Consider the following 20,507-nt stretch of genomic DNA (forward strand, 5'->3'; position numbering starts at 1 on the left):
CTCGAGAATGCACGCACGCACCCTCCGAGCGCTCGTCGCGCTGACGGCGCTCGCCTCCGCGCTCGGCGCGGGCTGCACCGTCGGCGAACGCGACCCGATGCGCCCCGACGCCGCGATGCTCGACGGCGGTGGCCGCGACGCGCAGGCCACGCCCGACGCCGGTCCGCTCGAGTGCGATCCCGACTCGACGGTCGGCGCGTCGTGCACGTCGACGCGCGAGTGCGACGACGGCTGCTTCTGCAACGGCGTCGAGGTCTGCACGGAGGGCACGTGCGTGCAGCACGAGGCGCCGTGCGACGACGACATCGAGTGCACCGCGGACTCCTGCAACGAAGAAGAGAATCGCTGCGAGTTCGTCGGGCGCGACGAGATGTGCGCCGACGAGGACGTCTGCAACGGCACCGAGTCGTGCGTGCCCGGCCTCGGCTGCCGTCCCGGCCTGCGCCTGACGTGCAACGACGGCGACCCGTGCACCGTCGGCACTTGCGACGCGACGACGGGCTGCGCGTTCATCGCGCGCGATCTCGACGGCGACGGCTTCGCCGACGAGCGCTGCGGCGGCGAGGACTGCAACGACGACCCGGTCGTCGGCGCGGCGATCTCGCCCGGCGGCACCGAGGTCTGCGGCAACGCGTACGACGACGACTGCGACGGCCTCTCGGACTATCGCGATCCGACCTGCGGCGCGGCGAACGACACGTGCGACACGGCCGAGATGCTCCCGGGGCCGGGCACGTACGTGCGCACCACGCGCGGCGCGGCGAACAACTACGCGCTCGGGTGCCGCCCGACCGGCGTGGACACGGTCTTCCGCATCCACCTCGACGACCCCGCCGACGTGCAGGTCACGCTGAGCGTCGAGAGCGGCACGGGCTCGGTCGCGATCCGTCCCTGGGCGTCGTGCGCGAGCGGCCCCGACGCGTACTGCCGCGACAACGAGGTGCTCGCGCGCGATCTCGCCGCGGGTGACTACGCGGTCATCGTCCGCACCAGCACCGGCTCGACGTTCTCGCTGACGGTCGCGCAGATGACGGCGACGCCGATCCAGCGCGTCGACGTGTGCAACGACGCCACCGTCGACATCTCGGCGGGCGGCACGTTCACCGGCTTCTTCAGCGACGTGAACCACGACTACACGCTGTCGTGCCGCGCGACCGGCACCGCGAAGGACGTCGCGTACCGACTCGTCATCACCCAGCCGAGCGACGTGCGCCTCACGGCGAGCACGACCGCGAGCTCGAGCACGACGACCTATCTGTCGCTGGTCCGCGACTGCACCAGCCCGGCGACCGCGATCGCGTGCGTGCAGCGCGCGAGCGCCGAGATCTTCCGCCGGTCGGTCGCGCCCGGCGTCTACTACGTGCTGCTCGAGAGCTCGTCGACGGCCGCGACGACGTGGCGGCTCGTCGCCGACATCCAGCCCGCTGCGATGCGCAACCCCGGTGATGCGTGCAGCTCCGAGCTCGACATCACGAACTCGATGGTCTCGGTGCCGCTCAGCTCGGTCGAGATCGACTACGGCACGACCTGCGGCGGCAACACCACGTCGTCGCGCGACGCGAGCTTCTCGTTCACGACGACCGAGCTGCGCGACGTCGTGCTCACGACCGAGGTCGGCGGCATCCACTACGTCTCGGTGGCCGGCGACTGCGGTGATCTCACCACCGAGACGAGCTGCACGAGCGGCACGCCGCGCATCGAGCAGCGCATGCTCCGCGTGCCCGCGGGCACCTACCACGTGACGGTCTCGACCGCGCTCGCGAGCGGGTCGATCGTCGCGAGCGCGCGCCTCGAGCCGCCGACGTTCCCGCCGGCGAACGACACCTGCGGTGGCGCGACCGACCTCGTCCACGCGGTGCCGGCGACCGCCGATCTCCTCGCGGCGGGCGACGACGTGCTCGGGTGCGCGGCCGAGGGCAGCCCGGACGCGATCCACCGCCTCGTGATCACCGAGCGCCGCAACGTGACGCTCGTCGCGCGCCGCACGGACGGCAGCCCCGAGGTGCTCGCGATCGGCCTGCGCAGCGACTGCGCGACGCCGTCGAGCGACCTCGCGTGCGCGAGCGGCGGCGGGTCCGCGCTGCTCAACCGCACGCTGGACGCCGGCACCTACTACGTCGTCGTCGAGTCCTCGCGCGGCGCCGTCGGGCCCTACTCGATCGTCGCGTACCTCGCCGAGCCCTGATCGCTGGCTTCTTCCCGAGCTGCTCGAGGTCTTCCGATGCGAACGCTCTCGCTCCTGCTCCGCCTCGCGCTGGTGTGCGCGCTGGCGCTCCCCATCGTCGCGTGTGACGACGGCGCTCCTCCTGCGAGCGACGACGGCGGCACCGACTTCAGCCGTGACACCGACCAGGACGGCATCGCAGACGCCGACGAGCAAGCGCTGCTGCGCGTCGACACCGACGGTGACGGCACGCCGGACTTCGAGGACACCGACAGCGACAACGACGGCCTTCCCGACTCGCTCGAGGCGGGAGACGGCGTGCTCACGACGGGCCCCCGCGACTCCGACGGCGACGGGATCGCGGACTTCCGCGACGGCGACAGCGACGACAACGGCATCCCCGACTCGCGCGAGGGCACCGGGGACTTCGACGAGGACGGCACCCACGACGCGGCCGACATCGACGACGACGACGACGGAGTGACCGACGAGCGCGAGCTCGGCGATCGCACCGACTTCCCCGCGGACCACGACGACGACAGCGCGCCCGACTTCCGCGACATCGACGCCGACGGCGACGGCATCCTCGACGGCCACGAGTACGGCTTCGACTCGGACGGAGACGGCACGCCCGACTGGTGGGATCTCGACTCCGACGACGACGCGGTGAGCGACAGCGACGAGGCGGGTGACGACGACGTGCGCTCGGTCCCGATCGACACCGACGACGACGGCATCGCCGACTTCCGCGATCGCGACGCGGACAACGACGGTCTCCCCGACGGCATCGAGATCGAAGAGGGCACCGATCGCCTCGAGCCCGACAGCGACGGCGACGGCGTGTCGGATCTGATCGAGGTCGGCGCAGGCACGGATCCCAACGACATCTCGGAGAGCCCGCGCACGCGCGGCGACTTCGTCTTCGTGATGCCCTTCCAGGAGGCGGCGGAGCCGGCGCGCGACACGCTGCTCTTCCGCACGAACATCCAGTACGCCGACGTCTACTTCCAGTTCGACACGACGGGCTCGATGAGCACCGAGATCTCGTCGATGCGCGGCGCCGTCGAGACCATCATCGACGAGCTCACGTGCGCGGAGTCCGGCGCGTCGTGCGCCGGCGACATCGGCTGCGCCGCGCCGTACGTGTGCAGCGCCGCGGGTCGGTGCATCGAGGATCCCGAGATCACCGGCTGCATCGCCGACATCTGGACCGGCGTCGGCGTGTACTCCGGCGATCCCTCGAGCTACCGCAACCTGCTCCAGCTCCAGCCCGACCCCGCGATGACCCGCATGCGCATCCCGGCGTCGGCGAACGGCGGCGGCGCCAACGAGACGCTCTTCGAGAGCGTCGCGTGCGTGGCCGATCCGACCGCGTGCAGCGGCGCTGAGTGCACGCCCGGCGGCATCGGCTGCCCCGCGTTCCGCCGCGACGCCGTCCGCATGCTCGTCACGATCACCGACGAGACCAACCAGTGCAGCGCCTGTCCGGTCAACACCGCGGTCGCTGCGGGCACGCGCCTGCGCGCCGAGGAGATCCTGTTCGTCGGCGTCGACGCGGACGCGTCGGCCTCGCCGCGGATGCACCTCGAGGCGATCGCGCGTGCGTCGAACTCGCTCGATGCGTCGGGCGCCCCGCTCTACGTGCAGGGCAGCGAGGCGGCCGTGACCGCGGCGGTGAGCGACGCGATCCGGAACATCGCGCGCAACCGCCCGATCTTCGTCACGATCGATCGCGACGACGCCGACGGTGACGACGGCGACGCGCTCCAGTTCGTCGACCGCATCGAGGTGAACGCGGCCGGCGGCGGCGGCTGCACGATCGTCGACTCCACCGCCGACACCGACGGCGACGGGTTCCGCGACTCGTACCCGTCGCTGATGCCCGGCACGCCGGTGTGCTGGGACGTGGTCGCGCGCGACAACGATCGCGTCGAGGCGCACGACCGCCCGCTCGTGTTCCGCGCGCGCATCACGGTGCGCGGCGACGGATCGATCCTCGACTCGCGCACGATCTACTTCCTCGTGCCGCCCACGATCGAGCCGCCGATCTTCGGTTGATTCGCACTTTCTCACGCGCGCGTGAGCCGATCACGCGCGCGTCGAGCACGTCTGCAGACGTCGGGGAGTGGGCGTCCGCCCCTCTCGGAGGGAGTGGTGCATGCGGATAGGCTCGTGGAGCGTGCGTCTCGCGCTGCTGGTCGCTCTGGTCGGGTGCGGAGACGACGACGGTGTGAGCCCCGGCGTCGATGCGTCGATGCCACGGGTCGATGCGCACGTCCCGCCGGTCGACGCCGGCGCGGACGGCGGCCGTGACCTCGAGCCGCCGGTCGTGACCTCCACGCGCCCGCGCGCTGGTGAGACCGAAGTCGCTGGCGGGCGTGCGGTCGAGATCCGCTGGAGCGAGGCGATCGCGGAGGGTGGCGGGACGGTTCGCGCCACGAGCGAGGGCACGACGATCGCGCTGGAGGCTCCGACGTGGTCGCCCGAGCGCGACGTCCTCCTGGTCGCGCCCACCGAAGGGTGGCCGAGCAGCTCGCGCGTCGTCGTCACGGTCGAGGGCTTCACCGACGTCGCGGGCAACGCCCAGACGGACGCGTTCGAGCTGACGTTCGAGACGAGCGATGCGGGTCCGCCCTCGGTCGTCTCGACGACGCCTACGGAAGGAGCGATCGACGTCGCGCGCGACCTCGACGCGATCGTCGTTCGCTTCAGCGAGCCGATGAACCCGTACCTCGGCACGCTCGCGCTGAGCGGCGGGCCCGGAGCTCTCGGCGCGCGCTCGTGGGCCGGCGAGGACGAGCTCCACGTCGCGGTCTCGGGGCTCGCGTGGGGCACGACGTATCACATCGCGCTCGACGGCTTCGCGGACGTGGAAGGCAATGCGCTCGCGGCCTCCGCGGTGCTCGTCGACGGCGCGCTCGACTTCGCCACCGTCGCGGACACCACTGCTCCGCGCGTGGTCGACTCCAATCCGACGAACGAGCAGCTCGATCTCGACGTCGTCGCGCTCGAGTCGATCCGCATCACCTTCGACGAGTCGATGGACGTCTCGCGTCGGACGGCTTCGCTGGCGGTCGGCGAGGGCGCGCCGACCACGCTGACCGGCAACTGGAGCGCGGATGGGACCGTGCTCACCTTCGCCGCCACCGGCCGCGTGTCCGCGCAGGCCGTGCATCGCGTCGATCTCTCGGCGATGCGCGACGCAGCGGGCAATGCGCTCGTGCTCGACGTCAACCTCAGCGAGGGCGAGCTCGTCTTCACGACGAGCCCGACCGACGAGGCGATCCCGTTCGTGGTGTTCGCCTCGCCCGCGGAGGGCGCGACGGACGTGCCCACGCGCGCGATGGGCATCGAGGTCCTCTTCTCGGAGGCCATGGACACGACCACGACGCAGCTCGATCTCGTCGGCGGAGGGACCACGCGCGCGCTCGCTGGGACGTGGAACGCCGCGGGCACGCGGCTCCTCCTCGCCATCCCTGACGGCATCGGGTCGAACGCGCCGCACGCCCTCGATCTCCGCGCGCTGCGCGACGCGAGCGGCAACGCGCTCGATCCCGCGCACCCGTACCTCGGTGACGGAGTGCTCGACTTCACGACGGGCACGCCGACCGGTGAGGACTGCTCCGATCCGCTCACGACCGCGGTCGCAACGCGCGACGGCGACGCGTGGGTCTGGACGATCGCGCCCGCCGCGTTCGGCGCGCAGGACGGTGCGCCGACCTGCGGGACGACCGCGACGAGCCGGCATCGCGACGGCGTGATCGAGATCGTGAAGACCACGCCCGACATCGCGAGCGGCGGGCGCGCGCTCCGCATCGAGGTCGTGAGCGCGACGTCGCTCAACGGCGTCCAGTTCGAGGTGCTGCGCGGCGCGTGTGATCCCGCGCTCGCGACCGGCGCGACGGGCACCCGCGAGATCTGCGCGCCGGCGCGCCTCCGCTCGGTGCAGTACCTCGACGTGCCCGCGGGCAACTACTACCTGTGGCTCGCGGAGCGTCGCGGGCAGGTCACGGAGGGCACGTCGCCGCCGATGACGTTCCAGGTGGCGTTCCCCGGCGCGACCGTGCGCGTCGAAGAGGTCGCGGCGTTGCCCGAAGGCGAGTCCTGTGGCTCGCCGTACACGTCGACGTCGTCGAACCATTCGGCGCCCGGCGTGGACTCGCACCAGTGGACCGTCGCGTTCGACGCGCTGCGCTCGATGGAGTACGGCGCGAGCGGTGTCGGCGAGGACGCGCTGAGCTGCGTGTCCGCGCAGGGCGCCGACGGCGTCGTCCGCGTCGACAAGGCGCGCGAGAGCAGCTTCCTCGACGTGACGGTCGAGCCCTTCCCGCGCGAAGACGGCGGCATCTACGTCGAGGCGCGCGCTGCGTGCGACGCGTCGAGCGGCGACGCGCTCCAGTGCACGCGCCGCATCCAGTCGCGCGACTCGTTCCAGGTGCAGGCCTCTGCCGGCCCGGTGTGGCTCTGGCTCGCTTCGTACGTGCCGACGAGCGCCAACACCGAGCCGTTCCCGCGGGTGACGATCCGAACCCGCGAGGTCGATGCCGCGCCCGGCGAGACGTGCGCGACGGCGATCCCGATCACCCCCGACGCGACCGTGCCGATCACGCCGTCGACCACGACGCGCTACTTCGCGCCGAGCTGCATCACGAGCGGCCCCGTCACCTACTACCGCTACACCACGACGCGCGAGCTCGACCTCGTCGGCACCGTGGGTACCGCGCCGATGGCGCTGATCGATCGCACGAGCGGCGCCGAGCTCGGCTGTTGGGACGACGCGAGCGTCGTCCCGATGCCACGCCGCGCGCCTGCGGGCTCCGAGGTGTGCATCGCGGTGCCTTCGGGCGCCTCGATCACTGCGCTCACGGTGCGCGAGCTCGACTGGACCGGCATCGACGGCGACGCGACGGTCATTCCGGTCACGCGGCCCGAGGGCGTCACGCTCACGAGCGAGGCGTGGCTCGCGCTCTCGCCGACGCAGCTCCACCTCGGGATCACCCCGGACAGCACGACGACGGCGGGCTTCGTGACGTTCCCCCGCGCAGGCGGTGCCGGCACGTTCGTCCCGGTCACGCGTTACTCGATCGGCAACGCGGCGGTGACGGTGGGCGACGCGCTCTACTCGGTCGACGAGACGAACTTGGCCGCGCGTCCGTCTCGCCTGTTCCGCCTGATCACGTCGATGGGCGGGCTCGACACGCCCAACGGCACCGCGTGGGACCCGGGCTCGAGCTACGGCACCGGCGACATCGACGCGATGGGCATGATCGCGGGCACCGACACCGTGATCATGGCCAACGAGGGCACGACCACGCTGCCGACGAGCTTCTTCACCGCGTCGCTGACGACCGCGGGCGGTGCGATCCGCATCGGCATGAACAGCGGCATTCGCGACGCGACCGCGATCGCCGCGAACGCCGACTGGGTGTTCGTCATCGGCACGACCGGGCTCGGGCGCGGCGTGTACCGCCTGCCGCGCGCGACGCTCGCGACGGCGACGCCGCAGCCGCTCACGCCGCCCGGCGAGGTCAGCTTCAACACGACGAACGGATCGATGGTCTACGACGCAGCGCGCGACGTGCTGTACGTGCGCACCAACGGATCGATCGCGACGGTGGATGCGATCTTCGGCGCGTCGACCGCGACCCCGGCCTACGCAGGCCCGGTCGTCGTGCGTGGGCGCTCGACCGATCACGGCCTCGCCCTCGATCCGACCGTCCCTGCGCTCTTCCTGTTCGAGACCGTGACCGACGCCGCGGGCAGCCTCGTCGAGATCCGCTGAGCACGAGTGAGGACACCAACCATGACGAACTCGACGATCCGTCGCGCTCTCCTCGCCCTCGTGCTCGCGCTCGCCGGCTGCGAGCGCGACGACACCGTGATCCCGCCTGCCGATGCGCACGTGCCCACGGTCGACGGCGGCACCGACGCCGCAGCGCCGGATCGCACCGCCCCGACCATCGTCGACACCGATCCCGACGAAGGCAGCGTCGACGTGGCGCGTGATCGCGCGGTCACGATCACGTTCTCGGAGCCCATGCGCATGGGCACGTGGAGCGCGCGCGCGGAAGGCGAGCTCGTCGTGGGCGCCGACGCCTCGGTCGACGGCGAGACGCTCACGATCGACGCGCCGGACGGCTGGCCCGCAGCGTCGGAGATCGAGATCCGCCTCGACGACGACTGGCGCGACGGCGCGGGCAACCTGGTCGCGCGCCCGTTCGTGCTGCGCTTCACGACCGCCGACGACGACGGTCCCGCCGTGGTCGAGAGCTCGCCCGCGGAGGGCGCGAGCGATGTCTCGGTGCGCGCCGGCGCGCTGCAGATCCGCTTCAGCGAGCCGATGGATCAGGGCGCCGGAACGGTCCGGCTCGAGGGCGGCCCCGGATCGCTCGACGCGACCGCGCCGTCGTGGAGCGCGACCGCAGTCACCTACCCGCTCGTCGATCTCGCGCACGACACGAGCTACCGCGTCGTGCTCGAGGGCTTCCGCGATCTCGCGGGGAACGCGCTCGATGCGACGACGCTCGGCGGCGACGCCGTGCTGGACTTCACGACTGGGCCCGACGACGAGGCGCCGCGTGCGATCGCGTCGAGGCCCGTCGAGGGCCACGTCGACGTGGGCGTGCTCGAGCTCGGCGGGACGCTCGAGGTCTCGTTCGACGAGGACATGGACACCGCCATCACCAGCGTGCCGATCCACGTCGGTACCGACGCGCCCGTCGACGTCGACGTGAGCTGGCCCGACGCGCGCCGCGCGGAGATCGCGGTCGCGGGGCGGCTTCGCCTCGATCGCGCGATCCGCGTCGATCTGCGAGGGTTGCGCGACGTCGCGGGCAATGCGCTCGCGCCCGAGCCCTACCTCGTCGACGGCGAGCTCGACTTCCTGACCGGCACGGATGCGTTCGTGCCCTTCGTCGTCGCGAGCACGCCGCTCGAGGCGGCGACCGGCGTGACGAACCCGGTCGGGGAGGTGCGGCTCGCGTTCTCGGAGACGATGGACGAGTCGACCGCGGAGGTCACCGTCCGCGACAACGTCGGCGGCACCTTCACGGTCACCGGCACGTGGACCGGCGCAGGCACGACGCTGATCGTGCCCTTCGAGTTCCGCGCCGGCCGCACCTACGAGGTGGACGCGCGCGCACTGCGCGATCGCACCGGCACGCCGCTCTCCGATGCGCACGCGTACCTCGGCGACGGCGTGCTCGACTTCACGACCGCGACGCCCACCGGCGCGTCGTGCGCAGACCCGCTGCAGCTCGAGCACGGCACGACGGATCCCGCGACGGGCCGCACGACGTTCCTGCTCCGCGGCAACCTCCGCACGCGGAACAACGGCAGCCAGTCGTGCGACGTCGAGGGCCACGGCGGTCAGGACGCCGTCGTGCAGTACACGAAGACGACGCCCGACTTGAGCGATGCCTCGGGGAACGGGCGCGCGCTGCGCATCACCGCGACGACGGCCACGAACAACGTCGACCTCGAGGTCTTCCGCGGCGTGTGCGACCCGCGCGACCCCGCCGCGGCATCGGCGATGGTGCGCTGCGCGATGGATCAGCGGACGTGGGACGTCGTGCTCGACGTGCCCGCGGGCGACTACTTCCTCTGGGTCGCGAACACCGCGAGCCGCGGCGACATCACCATCACCGTCGAAGAGGTCGCGACGCTCCGCGACGGCGAGACCTGCGAGACGGCGTGGGACACGACGAGCGCGATCTACACCGCGCCCACCGCTCCCGGCGCGCCGCACGTGTGGGACGTGCCCGCGTCGCTCGGCTCGTCGGTCGACGTCGACGACGCGAACGGTCCCGACGACGGGCTCGCGTGCGTCGAGACGGAGCGTGACGACGTCGTCCTCTCGTTCACGAAGAGCGAGGCGGACACGGTCCTCGACGTCTCGGTCACCGCGTCGACGTTCACGATCGCCAGCGAGCTCGTGTTCGGCGGGTGCCGCCCCGACGCGCCCGGCGCGACCCGCGGCGCGTGCGTGAGCGGCGCCGGCACGGGCGGTCGTCGCTTCACCGCGCGCGGTCCTGCGGGCCCGGTGCACGTCTGGCTGTCGTCGGGGCTCTCGGGCCGCACGTTCTCGGGCGCGCGCGTCGAGATCCGCGAGATCCCCGCGTCGGTTGCGCCCGGCTCGAGCTGCGCGACGGCGATCCCGATCGCGCCGGGGACGAGCGTGCCGGTGATGCCCGATCACGCGGCGCGCTACGACGCGCCGAGCTGCTTCACGCCGGCGGCGAACGTGACGTGGTACGCGTTCGACTCGACGGAGCAGCTCACGCACGTGCGCGCGGATCTCGGCGGCGCGATCGCGCTCGTCGATGCCGCGAGCGGACGCACGATCGGCTGCGCCGACGACGCGAGCGTGCGGCCGCTGTTCCACTTCGCGCCGATCGGCTCGCGCGTCTGCGTCGCGATCGAATCGGGCGCGCTGATCCGCTCGCTCGCGGTGGAGCCGATCGACTACGACGGCGCGGGCGCGCAGCCGGCGGCGCGCGTGCCGATCGATCCGCCCTCGCTCGCAGGCACGGTGTTCGACGACTACGATCGCGAGACGTGGTTGGCCGCCACGCCGACGCGGCTCTACCAGAACATGGGTCTGCTCGCGGTGATCGACGCGCCCGCCGCCGGCGGCCCGTCGCACCTCGAGGGCGGACTCGACGTGCACGCGGCCGGCCGCGCCGCGGTCACGGTCGGCGAGGCGCTGTTCGCGGTGACGCAGGCGTCGCTCTCGAGCAGCCAGCGCGTGTTCCGCTACACGGACCCGAGCGGTGCGTGGGCTCCCGAGGTCTGGGATCTCGGCGCGCCGAGCGGGACCTACACGGGCTTCATCAACGCGCTGACCAGCGATGGAACGTCGCTGATCGCCGTCGAGGAACGGCTCACGAGCGGCACGACCGTACGGAACGCGCGCGTGTTCCAGCTGTCGACGACGACCGCGGGACCGCCGGCGGCGCTCGGCCAGATCCAAGACGGCTACAACGTGACCGGCGTCGCGGCCGACGCGCAGTTCCTGTACTTCTTCGGTCGCGCGCCCGGCGCGAGTCGACCGGATCTCTACCGCCTCGCGCGGGCCGATCTCGCGGGAGGGACGCCCGTGCTGCCCACGCGCATCTACACGTTCCCCGCCAGCACCGGACCGTCGTCGTCGGCCGCCGCCGAGATGGCGCTCGACGACCTCACGTCACCTCGGTACCTCTATCTGTCGGGTGACGCGGGCTCGATCCACGTGATCGAGAATCCCGCTGGCGAGAGCCCGCGCTACCTCGGCGCGATCTGGCGCGGCGAGTCCGGCGACGGCGCCTGGGATCTACAGCGCTCGACCGGCGACATCTTCGTCTTCTCCACGTCGCTCGAGCGCCAGGGCGCTTGGTACCGACTGGAGCGCTGACGATCCGGCATCGCCCCTGCTTGGTCCTCCTCTCGCCGAGGAGGACCGAGCCATGCCGAGACCCCGAGCCTCACGAGATGCGCGCTGCGGTGCGCGCGCGCTGATCGTCTGCCTCGGAGGCGCTTCGCTGCTCGCGTGTGGCGGTGAGCCGCAGCGAACGACGGTGCAGCGACCTCGCGCGACCACCACGCGACCGGCCGCGACCGCGTCGCGCGGCGTCGCGACGCGCACCGAGGAGACCGCGCACGATCGCACCTCGATCGACGACGAGGACATCGGCGCCGCGCTGAGGCGGCGCCTTGCGCGCGACGACGCGCTCCCCCCGAACGCCGTCGCGGTCGCGATCGATCGGGGCGTCGCCACGCTGAGCGGCACCGTCCCGCACCTGCCCGCTGCGCGACGCGCGCGCGCGATCGCCGCCTCGACGCGCGGCGTGGTCGACGTGGTCTCGCGCATCGAGGTCCGCGGCGCGGCGCGCGGCGACGAGACGCTCGAGGACGAGGTCCGCCGCGCGATCCAGCTCGATCCCGCGATGGCGGATCGCGCGATCGAGATCGAGGTCCACGACTCCGTCGTCACGCTCCGCAGCGTCGTCGGGACGCTCACCGAGGCGCGCCTCGCGGAAGAGATCGCGGGCTCCGTGCGCGGCGTACGCGCCGTCCAGAACGACCTCCAGCTCGAGCCGATGGGCGACCCGACCGACGAGCAGATCCGCGCCGCGGTGCTCGCGCGCATCGAGCGCGACGTGCGCATCGATCCCGCCGGCATCGACGTGATGGTCGACGACGGCACGGTCGCGCTCTCGGGCGTCGTCGGCAGCGTCGCCGAGCGCGACGTCGCGCACGAGCTCGCCGAGGTCTCGGGCGCGCGCGTGATCGATCCCCACGCGCTCGAGGTGCAGTGGTGGACGCGCGACACGCTGCGCCGCGACGCGACACCGCTCGACGACGGCCGCATCACCAGCGCGGTGCGTGACACGATCACGAACGATCCGCGCGTCCGCGCGCCGAACCTCGCGATCGGCGTCACGTCCGGGCTCGCGACGCTGCGCGGGATCGTGCCGAGCGCGTACGCGCGCGCGTCGGCGACGGAGGACGCGCTGAACGTCGTCGGGGTCCGGCGCGTCGGCGATCAGCTCCAGGTGCAGACCGACGCGGTCGAGAACGGCGAGCTCCAGCAGCGCGTCGCCGAGCGCCTCGCGGCGAGCGCGTGGACGAGCGAGAGCGAGATCGACGTCGAGGCGCGCGAAGGACGCGTGACGTTGCGCGGCACGGTCCCTTCGCGGTTCCTCGAGCGGGCTGCGCGCGACGTCGCGACGCGGATCGTCGGCGTGCGCGAGGTCGCGGACGAGATCGCGCTCGAGGAAGACGTCGAGCCGCTCGAGGACTGGGAGCTCGCCGCCGAAGTGCAGAGCGGGCTCGAGTGGAACCCGTTCCTCGACCGCATGAACGTGCAGGTCACCGCGAGCGAAGGCGTCGCGACGCTGCGCGGCGAGGTCGACGACGTGCGCGCCTTTCGGGAGGCCGAGCGCGAGGCGGAAGCCGCAGGCGCGCTCGAGGTCGTCAACGAGCTCTCGATCCGCGCCGTCGAGAGCGTCGCACCGCGCACGCCTGCGCCGGTGCGCATCGAGTAGAAAACTGAGTCCGACTCATTTTCACTCGACGTCCTCGATCTCCTCGAGCTCGATCTCGGTCGTCCCCGCCCCAGGCGCGTGGCTCTTCGGCGCCTCCGGCCGCGCCCACTCGACGAGCGATGCGATCGTCCGCGCGTCGACGGGCTCGGGCGCCGCGCGCAGCACGTCGACCAGCGCCCGCGCCATCTCGTGCGCGCTCTCGAAGCGACCCGCCGCGTCCTTCGCCAGGGCGCGATGCACCGTCGCCGCGAGCGCCTCGGGGATGTCGGGACGGATCGTGCGCAGGTCGGGCACACGCGCGTCGTGCACCATGAACATCACCTGCATGTCGCTCGGCGCCTCGAACAGACGGCGCCCCGCGAGCGCCTCCCAGAGCACGATGCCGACCGCGAAGAGATCGGTGCGCACGCTCGCCGGCGCGCCCTTCAGCATCTCGGGCGCGACGTAGCTGAGCTTGCCCTTGATCGCGTCGGGCCTCGTCATCGTCGAGCGATCCGCGGCGCGCGCGATGCCGAAGTCCGTGAGCTTCACGTACCCGAGCGCGCCCACGCGGACGTTGTGCGGCGTCACGTCGCGATGGAACACCGGAGAGACGACGCCGCCCGCGTCGCGCCGCTCGTGCGCCGCGCCGAGCGCGCCGAGCACCTGCACGACGATCTCGGCCATCACGGTCCACGGCGTCGGCTGCGCCGCGCCCACGAACGCGTCGACGAGCTCCTGCAGATCGACGCCCTCGATCCACTCGAGCACGAGGAAGTGATGCCCCGCGTCGTCCGCGCCGAAGTCGTGGATCTGCGCGATGCCCGGGTGCTGCAGCTCCGAGACGACGCGCGACTCCTCCACGAACATCGCGACGAACTCCTGCGACGTCGCGAGGTGCGGGATGATCCGCTTCACCGCGACCGGCCGCGAGAACCCGGCCGCGCCGAGCGTCCGCGCCTTCCACACGACGGCCATGCCGCCCGTGCCCGCCTTCCGGAGGAGCTCGTACTTGCCCGCGAGGATCGTCCCCGGCTCGTCGCGCACCAGCGTGATCATCGGTGCGCGATTCTACGCCTCATCGCTTCGCGTGCGGGTGGTACGCGTCGATCCACGGCGCGAGCGAGCGCGCGACCTCGGGCTCGAGCACGCCCTCGATCACCTCGACGCCCGCGCCGCGCAGGATCGTGAGCCCTTCGCCGTTCACGCGCGGATGCGGATCGCGCATGCCGATCACCACGCGCGCGATGCGGTGCTCGACGATCGCCAGCGCGCACGCCGGGGTGCGGCCGTGGAAGGAGCAGGGCTCGAGCGTCGAGTAGATCGTCGCGCCCTCGAGCGACGCCCCGCGCGAGAGCGCGGACTTGATCGCCGCGATCTCCGCGTGGTCGCTGCCGGGAGGATGGGTGTGCCCGTCGCCGATGACCTCGCCGTCCTTCGCGATCACCGCGCCGACCCACGGGTTGTCTCCGGTGTGTCCGCGGGCGCGCTCCGCCTGGGCGAGCGCGAGTCGCATGAACCGCTCGTCATCGATCGAGACCGCCACCGAGCGGCTCTTCTGGTCCTGCGGGCTGCCCTCGGCAAGCCGCAGGGCGCGCACCCGTCAGATCGCGCCGCGCGCTTCCGCGATCGCGCGCACGAGGTCGGGCAGCTTCGCCAGCTCGATCGGCTTGCAGAGGTACGCGTCGAGGTGCCGCACGACGTCGGGTGTGGGCGACACTTCGCCCGTCACCGCGATGATCGCGGCGCGCCGCGTCTCCGCGCGGGCTCGCAAGGCCGCGGCGAGATCACGCCCGTGCTCGTCGCCGAGCGCGAGGTCGGTGATCACGACGTGCGGTGTGGAGCGCGCAGCGCGCGCGAGCGCCTCGGTCACCGACGCACAGGCCCACACGTCGAGCCCCGCGTGCACGAGCATCTCGACCATCATCTCGCGTGTGTGCAAGTCGTCCTCGACGACCAGCACGGAGAGCGTGATCTCGTTCGAGCTCGACGGCGCGTGGCGCCCCATCCAGTCACCTCCGCGGGTCCGATGATTCATCTCCGCAGAGGCCCGAGCCCATGTCGGGGAGAACCCCGACAGGGCTCGCACGGTGCGACGCTACTCACGCGCGAGCGATCGCCCGAGCACGCGCGACCAACGGCCGACCACGACCACGCTCACGACCACGACCACGCTCACGATCGAGCCCGCCGCGGCCGCCGTCGATCGCCCACGTGGTCGTGGTCGTGGTCGTGGTCGTCGTCGAGCTCGACGCCGACGGCGCCGTCCCCAGCGCGAAGAACGCTCAGCCGCCCTGCGCGCCGAAGATGAACGGGAACTCGACGGTGACCTCGCCGCCGTCGGGCTGCGGGAAACGCCACCCTCGCACCTGACGCACCAGGCAGCCCTCGACGCGCGGATTGCCCATCGTGCTGCGCGCGATGCGCGAGCTCGTCACCGCGCCCTGCAGGTTGATGCGCCAGCTCACCTCGACGCGCCCACGCAGGTTCGGCTGACGCTGCAGCTCGGTCTCGTAGCAGTAGCGCACCGCGGCCTGGTTCTGTCGCACCACGCGCATGATCTGCTCGGGCGACAGGTAACCGTTCACGCGCGGCGTGCCGGTCGACACCGCGATGCGCGCTTCGGTGCGCTGCCGACCCGGCGCGCCCGGTCCACCACGACCGCGACCACCACCGCTGCCGCTGCCGACACCGACGCCGGTGCCGACACCACCACCGCCGAAGAGCGTGCCCGGCCCGGTGCCGCCACCACCGCCGCCCTCACCGCGCAGCCCGGTGCCTCCGCTGCCGCGCCCATACACCGTGCGCGACGATCCGAGGCCACCGAGGATGTCGCTCACGCTCGGTCCGTCCTGCAGCGCCGAGAGCGGCGAGTCGTCCGCGCCGGGATCCGCGAGCACTCCGAGGAGGCCCATCTTGCGCACGCGCGCCGCGGCACCGCCGGTGACCTCGCCCTCCATCTCGGTCCGCTCTTGCGTCGCGTCGCGACGGCCCACACGCCCTTCTTCGCCCTCGTGCTGTCGACCGCCCGCCTCTTCGCGATCCTGGATGCCGGGATCGTTCGTGTCGGTGCCGCTCGGGCGCTCGGGCTCGAGGATGTCCTCCGGGGGCGGCGTGATCAGGAAGCGCTGGACGAGGTCGTGCGGGAGCTCGAGGGGATCGAGCGGATCCATCTCGGCGCGCGCGACGAAGAAGAAGAGCATCAGCGCCGCGTGCACCGCCACCGAGAGCAGGAAGCTCGCGACGTTGGTCCAGCTCGGCGCGAGCGCCATGCCCGGGCGGCGCGCCGCGCGCACGTGCTGGAAGAACAGCGCGCCGGTGCCGATCGTGAGCACGCCGTAGTCGTCGGGCCCGAGGTCGATCGTCCCGCGCGACGCGAACGACGCCGCGTCGTGTCGCTCGCCGCCGATCCAGATCGCGCCGCCGAGCTCGCCGAGCTCGCTGGTGCGCAGTCGATAGCCGTGCCCCGAGGGCTCGAGCACCGTCACGCGATCGCGATCGCTCTCGCCGAGCGCGCCCGGCATCGCGAGCACGACTTCCTTCACGTCGCGCGGGCTCACCATCACGACGATGCCGCGCAGGAACGACACGAGCCCCGCGACGACGAGCGCCCAGTGCGCGTACGACGGCGACGTCACGAACCACGCGACGACGAGCAGCGTGATCGCGAGCCCGACGTACGGGATCGCCGACACGACGCGTGGGACGACGCCGACCGTCGAGCCCTCGGTGCGCGTGCCGTCGAGCAGCACGGGCTTCGGCGCGTCGAGCGTCTCCTCCTGCTGTACCGTGCCGTTCCAGACGAGCGCGACGCGCAGCTTCCGTTCCGCCGAGGTGATCGCAGCCACGTCGAGAAGACTCCGTACGCCTAGAAGGACTTGGAGCGCGCGGAGCGCTCCATCTCGGGCATGAACGATCGGTGCGGGAGGCGCGGTCGATCGAACTCCGCGCGCAGCCGGTTGAGGAAGTAGAGGAGCTGCGGCGACTTCAGCCGGCCCGACACGTCGAGCCCGCTGAAGCGGATCGCCTTCACCTTCTCGCCGCCCTCGCTGACCTCGCGGCTCTCCGCGTCGACGTCGTCGCCGGCGGTCTCGGGCGCGTCGGGCTCGCTCCCCGCGGGCGCACCGCGCTCGTCGCGCGCGCCTCCGCGGTCTTGCCCCACTGCCACGGAGACGATCGACAACGTGGTCGCGCAGAGCGCGAGCGCGAGAGATCGCCGGGCGGTCGCTCCGAGCCGGGTCACGAGCGCGAGAGTGCCACGAACGGCGCTGGGCGCGGAAGCGTGAACCGATGCACGCCGCTCGTGCGCGCATCTCCGACGCCTGCCCACCTCCGCGTGGCGCACCACGAGATCGTGTACGCTCGCGCGCGATGGTGCGGCCCACGATCGCGCGCGTCCTCCGCGCGCTCTGTGTGATCGCGATGCTCGGCGGGTGCGGCGGCGCGCCCTCGGGCGCCGGCGAGACGACGACCACCGCGCGCACCGAGCTTCCACCCGTCGATCCCGCTGCGCTCCGCGAGTTCCAGGCCGGCGTGCGCGCGATGCAAGAAGGCGGTCGACCCGCGATGCGCCGCGCGCGCGAGCGCTTCGAGGCCGCGATCGCGATCGATCCGAACCTCTGGGAGGCGCACTACGACCTCGGCGTGGTCCAGCGCGACGCGGGCGAGCTGCGCGAGGCTGCGGCGTCGTTCGAGGCCGCGCGGGCGATCCAGCCGGCGAGCGGCGAGGTGCTCGCGGCGCTCGCGGAGACCCGCTACGCGCTCGGTGAGCGCGACGCGGCGGCGGATCTGCTGCGCGCGTACGTGACGCAGCATCCGGAGTCGATCCCGGTGCGCGTCGCGCTCGCGACCGTGCTGCGCGAGCGCGGCGATCACGACGGCGCGCTCGCGCAGGCGCGCGAGGTGCTGGTGCGCGATCCGCGGAACGTGCGGGCGCTCGCGGAGATCGGACGCATCTATCGCGCGCGCGAGCAGTACGACGTCGCGGAGCTCGTGGTGCGCAAGGCCGTCGAGATCCAGGACGCGGCCGATCTGCACAACGATCTCGGCCTCATCCAGCTCGCGCGCGGCGACACGCAGGCGGCGTTCGAAGAGTTCCAGCGCGCGATCGCGCTCGACGCGCGCTTCGCGCCCGCGCACCTGAACCAGGGGGCGGTGCTGCTGCGCGCCGGTGACTACGCGGGCGCCGCGACCGAGTACCGCGCGGTGCTCGCCGCGGATCCGGACCACCTCGACGCACGCGTCGCGCTCGGTGCCGCGCTGCGCGCGCAGGGCGAGCACGCACAGGCGCGCCGCGAGTACGAGCGCGTGCTCGAGGCCGCGCCCAACCACGCGGCCGCGACGTTCAACCTCGCGATGGTGCTCGCCGACTTCCTCGACGAGCGCCCGCGCGCGAGAGAGCTCTTCGTGCGCTTCCTCGAGCTCGCGCCGTCGGGCAGCGAGTACCGCGCGACCGCGCAGCGCTACATCGACGAGATCCCCGCGCCCGCGCCTGCCTCACCGCCCCGCGCGGCAGGAGCGGCCCGATGAAGCGTGCGCTGCTCGTGCTCTCGTTCGTGCTCGCGACGACGTCGTCGTCGATCGTGTCGTCGTCGATCGCATCGGCCGACATCCCGCCGCCCGACCAGACCTACGAGCCGGCGGCGCCGCCGATGAGCGACTTCGAGCGCGGTCGCATGGTCGGCCGCGCGATCGCTCCCCTGTGCGGGCTCGCGTGCTGCTTCGGCGTGCCCGCGGTCGGCGTGCTCGCGGCGCTCGTGGTCGCGCAGCGCAAGAAGAAGCGTTGATGGATTGATCACGTTGATCGGCTCGATCAATGTATCCATCCATCGATCCACGAGCGGTATCATGGCGGTCGATGCGCCCGTCCTCGTGGGCCGATCTTCCGGACGCGCTGCGCGATGCGCTCGACGCGTGCTGGCGCGCGCTCGACGAGCGACCGTGGGAGCACCCCGACGAGCTCCTCCAGCGCGCCGTGCTCGACGCGCTCGGGATCGTGCCGCGCGTGCTCCGCGGCGGAGCGCTCGACGCCGCGCGCGCGCTGCGCCCCGATCTCGCGGACCAGCTCGATCGCGACGGCGGCGTGCTCGCGCTCGACGAGCCCTTCGCGCACCACGCGGTGCGCGCGCGGCTGGCGCACGTGCTCGAAGGCGAGCCGGTCCCTCCGCTCGCGATCGATCCCGCGCGCGTGCTGCACCTCCGCGTCGAGCTCCCCGCGGCGCGGCGGCATCGCGTGCTCGCGTGGCGCTGCGCGCAGTCGGTCGTGCCGATGTGGATGCACGTGCACCCCGACGACGAGCGCCCGCTCGCGCTGCTCGACGCGATCGCCGAGGGCGCGCTCGACGCGCACACGCTGCGCGACGCGCTCGAGCGCGAGGTCGCGCCCTCCGATCCCGCGCTCTCGGCGCTGCGCGCCATCGTGCTCGCGCACGACCTCGTCGCGCAGAGCGAGGCGCGCGTCGAGACGACGGAGCTTCCCGATCTCTGCGCCTACGCGTGGCTCGACGCGCCCGCGGAGCTCGTGCCCGATGCCCGCTCGCACGAGCCGCCCGCGCGCGCGGAGGCGTGGTTCCGCTGGTGGCTCACCGACGCGGTGCCCTCGGCCTGGCGCTCCGTCTGACAGCGCATATGTGGCGGCGCATGCGGTCACGCGTGCTCGTCGCGATCACGCTCCTCGTCGCGGGATGTCAGCGCGACGCGGCCGACGATCCGCCGCGGATCTCGGGGCCCCAGCGCGCAGCGGCGGACGTCCGACGCGCGCGCATGCACGAGCGCTTCGAGTCGATCGACGTCGCCCGCAGCGCGCTGCAGCGCGGGGATCTCGAAGCCACGCGTACCATCGCGTCGACGATCGCGTTCCGCGTGCCGCTCGATCTCCCGCCGCCGGTGCGCGTGCACGGCGATGCCGTGCCGCGTCGCGCGCTCGCGCTGTCGGCCGCGGAGGATCTCGACACCGCGGGCATCGCATTCGCGCAGCTGGTCGGCACCTGCGGTGCGTGCCACGCGGCGGCCGACGCGACGTGGACGTGGCCCGAGACGCCGATCCCCGAGGGCGACGACCTCGAGATGCAGATGCAGCGCCACGCGTGGGCCCACGAGCGCATGTGGGAGGCGCTGCTGACGCGGGATCCCGCGCGCTTCGACCGCGCCGCGTCGGTGCTCGTCGGCGCGCCGCTCGGCGACGACGCGCGTGTGCGCGAGATCGGCGAGCGGATGCGCGACGCCGCGCGAGACACCGAGCGCGCGACGACGATCGACGATCGCATCGCGATCTACGGCCGCGTCGTCGCGCGCTGCGGCGCATGCCACGCGCGGCTGCGCACGCTGCCGTGAACCATACT

At 72.6% G+C, this 20,507-nt stretch carries 14 protein-coding genes; 9 read left to right on the top strand and 5 right to left on the bottom strand.

Going from position 1 to position 20,507, the window contains the following annotated elements; genetic code table 11:
* The first annotated feature begins 7 nt into the window (after positions 1–7).
* The 5 genes from DB32_RS30625 (at position 8) to DB32_RS30645 (ending at position 13,188) form a co-directional block, all read left to right on the top strand.
* Positions 8–2,185, top strand: a complete 2,178-nt coding sequence (locus DB32_RS30625) for a hypothetical protein (protein ID WP_053236193.1) — start codon at positions 8–10, stop codon at positions 2,183–2,185.
* A 36-nt stretch (positions 2,186–2,221) separates the two neighbouring features.
* Positions 2,222–4,222, top strand: a complete 2,001-nt coding sequence (locus DB32_RS30630; RefSeq protein ID WP_053236194.1) for a hypothetical protein — start codon at positions 2,222–2,224, stop codon at positions 4,220–4,222.
* A 100-nt stretch (positions 4,223–4,322) separates the two neighbouring features.
* Positions 4,323–7,946 carry an Ig-like domain-containing domain gene (locus tag DB32_RS30635; RefSeq protein WP_083457968.1) on the top strand — a complete coding sequence of 1,208 codons (3,624 nt, stop codon included), beginning with the start codon at positions 4,323–4,325 and terminating at the stop codon, positions 7,944–7,946.
* Positions 7,947–7,967: 21 nt separating this feature from the next.
* Positions 7,968–11,555, top strand: coding sequence for an Ig-like domain-containing domain (locus tag DB32_RS30640; RefSeq protein WP_053236196.1), 3,588 nt, complete (start codon positions 7,968–7,970; stop codon positions 11,553–11,555).
* Between the two features lie 52 nt (positions 11,556–11,607).
* A complete protein-coding gene (locus tag DB32_RS30645) occupies positions 11,608–13,188 on the top strand; it encodes a BON domain-containing protein (protein ID WP_053236197.1) in 1,581 nt (526 codons plus the stop codon).
* Between the two features lie 21 nt (positions 13,189–13,209).
* On the opposite strand, the gene DB32_RS30650 is transcribed toward DB32_RS30645, so the two are convergent.
* The 5 genes from DB32_RS30650 to DB32_RS30670 form a co-directional block, all read right to left on the bottom strand.
* Positions 13,210–14,226, bottom strand: a complete 1,017-nt coding sequence (locus tag DB32_RS30650; RefSeq protein ID WP_053236198.1) for a serine/threonine-protein kinase — start codon at positions 14,224–14,226, stop codon at positions 13,210–13,212.
* Positions 14,227–14,245: 19 nt separating this feature from the next.
* The gene (locus DB32_RS30655; RefSeq protein WP_275935503.1) at positions 14,246–14,713 is read right to left on the bottom strand and encodes a bifunctional diaminohydroxyphosphoribosylaminopyrimidine deaminase/5-amino-6-(5-phosphoribosylamino)uracil reductase RibD; all 468 of its coding nucleotides are present in this window, start codon (positions 14,711–14,713) and stop codon (positions 14,246–14,248) included.
* A 57-nt stretch (positions 14,714–14,770) separates the two neighbouring features.
* Positions 14,771–15,175, bottom strand: a complete 405-nt coding sequence (locus tag DB32_RS30660; RefSeq protein ID WP_053236199.1) for a response regulator — start codon at positions 15,173–15,175, stop codon at positions 14,771–14,773.
* A gap of 277 nt (positions 15,176–15,452) precedes the next feature.
* Positions 15,453–17,015 carry an AgmX/PglI C-terminal domain-containing protein gene (locus tag DB32_RS30665; RefSeq protein WP_053236200.1) on the bottom strand — a complete coding sequence of 521 codons (1,563 nt, stop codon included), beginning with the start codon at positions 17,013–17,015 and terminating at the stop codon, positions 15,453–15,455.
* Positions 17,016–17,035: 20 nt separating this feature from the next.
* Positions 17,036–17,329, bottom strand: coding sequence for a hypothetical protein (locus DB32_RS30670; protein ID WP_157069579.1), 294 nt, complete (start codon positions 17,327–17,329; stop codon positions 17,036–17,038).
* Positions 17,330–17,538: 209 nt separating this feature from the next.
* Between DB32_RS30670 and DB32_RS30675 the strand changes: the two genes are divergently transcribed.
* From DB32_RS30675 to DB32_RS30690, 4 genes are all read left to right on the top strand, one after another.
* The gene (locus DB32_RS30675) at positions 17,539–18,696 is read left to right on the top strand and encodes a tetratricopeptide repeat protein (RefSeq protein WP_053236202.1); all 1,158 of its coding nucleotides are present in this window, start codon (positions 17,539–17,541) and stop codon (positions 18,694–18,696) included.
* Complete coding sequence (locus tag DB32_RS30680) at positions 18,693–18,953, top strand: hypothetical protein (RefSeq protein WP_053236203.1); 261 nt, start codon at positions 18,693–18,695, stop codon at positions 18,951–18,953. Before DB32_RS30675 ends, DB32_RS30680 begins: the two co-directional genes overlap by 4 nt.
* 71 nt (positions 18,954–19,024) lie before the next feature.
* Positions 19,025–19,786 carry a hypothetical protein gene (locus DB32_RS30685; protein ID WP_053236204.1) on the top strand — a complete coding sequence of 254 codons (762 nt, stop codon included), beginning with the start codon at positions 19,025–19,027 and terminating at the stop codon, positions 19,784–19,786.
* Positions 19,787–19,806: 20 nt separating this feature from the next.
* A complete protein-coding gene (locus tag DB32_RS30690; RefSeq protein WP_157069580.1) occupies positions 19,807–20,499 on the top strand; it encodes a hypothetical protein in 693 nt (230 codons plus the stop codon).
* Positions 20,500–20,507: the final 8 nt, after the last annotated feature.

Origin of the sequence: Sandaracinus amylolyticus (assembly GCF_000737325.1) — a bacterium.
In the GTDB taxonomy this organism is placed as follows: domain Bacteria; phylum Myxococcota_A; class Polyangia; order Polyangiales; family Sandaracinaceae; genus Sandaracinus; species Sandaracinus amylolyticus.

Bases quoted from the DNA above. Each gene is read 5' to 3' on its own strand.
- DB32_RS30625 (WP_053236193.1), top strand. From the start codon at position 8: ATGCACGCACGCACCCTCCGAGCGCTCGTCGCGCTGACGGCGCTCGCC.
- DB32_RS30630 (WP_053236194.1), top strand. From the start codon at position 2,222: ATGCGAACGCTCTCGCTCCTGCTCCGCCTCGCGCTGGTGTGCGCGCTG.
- DB32_RS30635 (WP_083457968.1), top strand. From the start codon at position 4,323: ATGCGGATAGGCTCGTGGAGCGTGCGTCTCGCGCTGCTGGTCGCTCTG.
- DB32_RS30640 (WP_053236196.1), top strand. From the start codon at position 7,968: ATGACGAACTCGACGATCCGTCGCGCTCTCCTCGCCCTCGTGCTCGCG.
- DB32_RS30645 (WP_053236197.1), top strand. From the start codon at position 11,608: ATGCCGAGACCCCGAGCCTCACGAGATGCGCGCTGCGGTGCGCGCGCG.
- DB32_RS30650 (WP_053236198.1), bottom strand. From the start codon at position 14,226: ATGATCACGCTGGTGCGCGACGAGCCGGGGACGATCCTCGCGGGCAAG.
- DB32_RS30660 (WP_053236199.1), bottom strand. From the start codon at position 15,175: ATGGGGCGCCACGCGCCGTCGAGCTCGAACGAGATCACGCTCTCCGTG.
- DB32_RS30675 (WP_053236202.1), top strand. From the start codon at position 17,539: ATGGTGCGGCCCACGATCGCGCGCGTCCTCCGCGCGCTCTGTGTGATC.
- DB32_RS30680 (WP_053236203.1), top strand. From the start codon at position 18,693: ATGAAGCGTGCGCTGCTCGTGCTCTCGTTCGTGCTCGCGACGACGTCG.
- DB32_RS30685 (WP_053236204.1), top strand. From the start codon at position 19,025: ATGCGCCCGTCCTCGTGGGCCGATCTTCCGGACGCGCTGCGCGATGCG.
- DB32_RS30690 (WP_157069580.1), top strand. From the start codon at position 19,807: ATGCGGTCACGCGTGCTCGTCGCGATCACGCTCCTCGTCGCGGGATGT.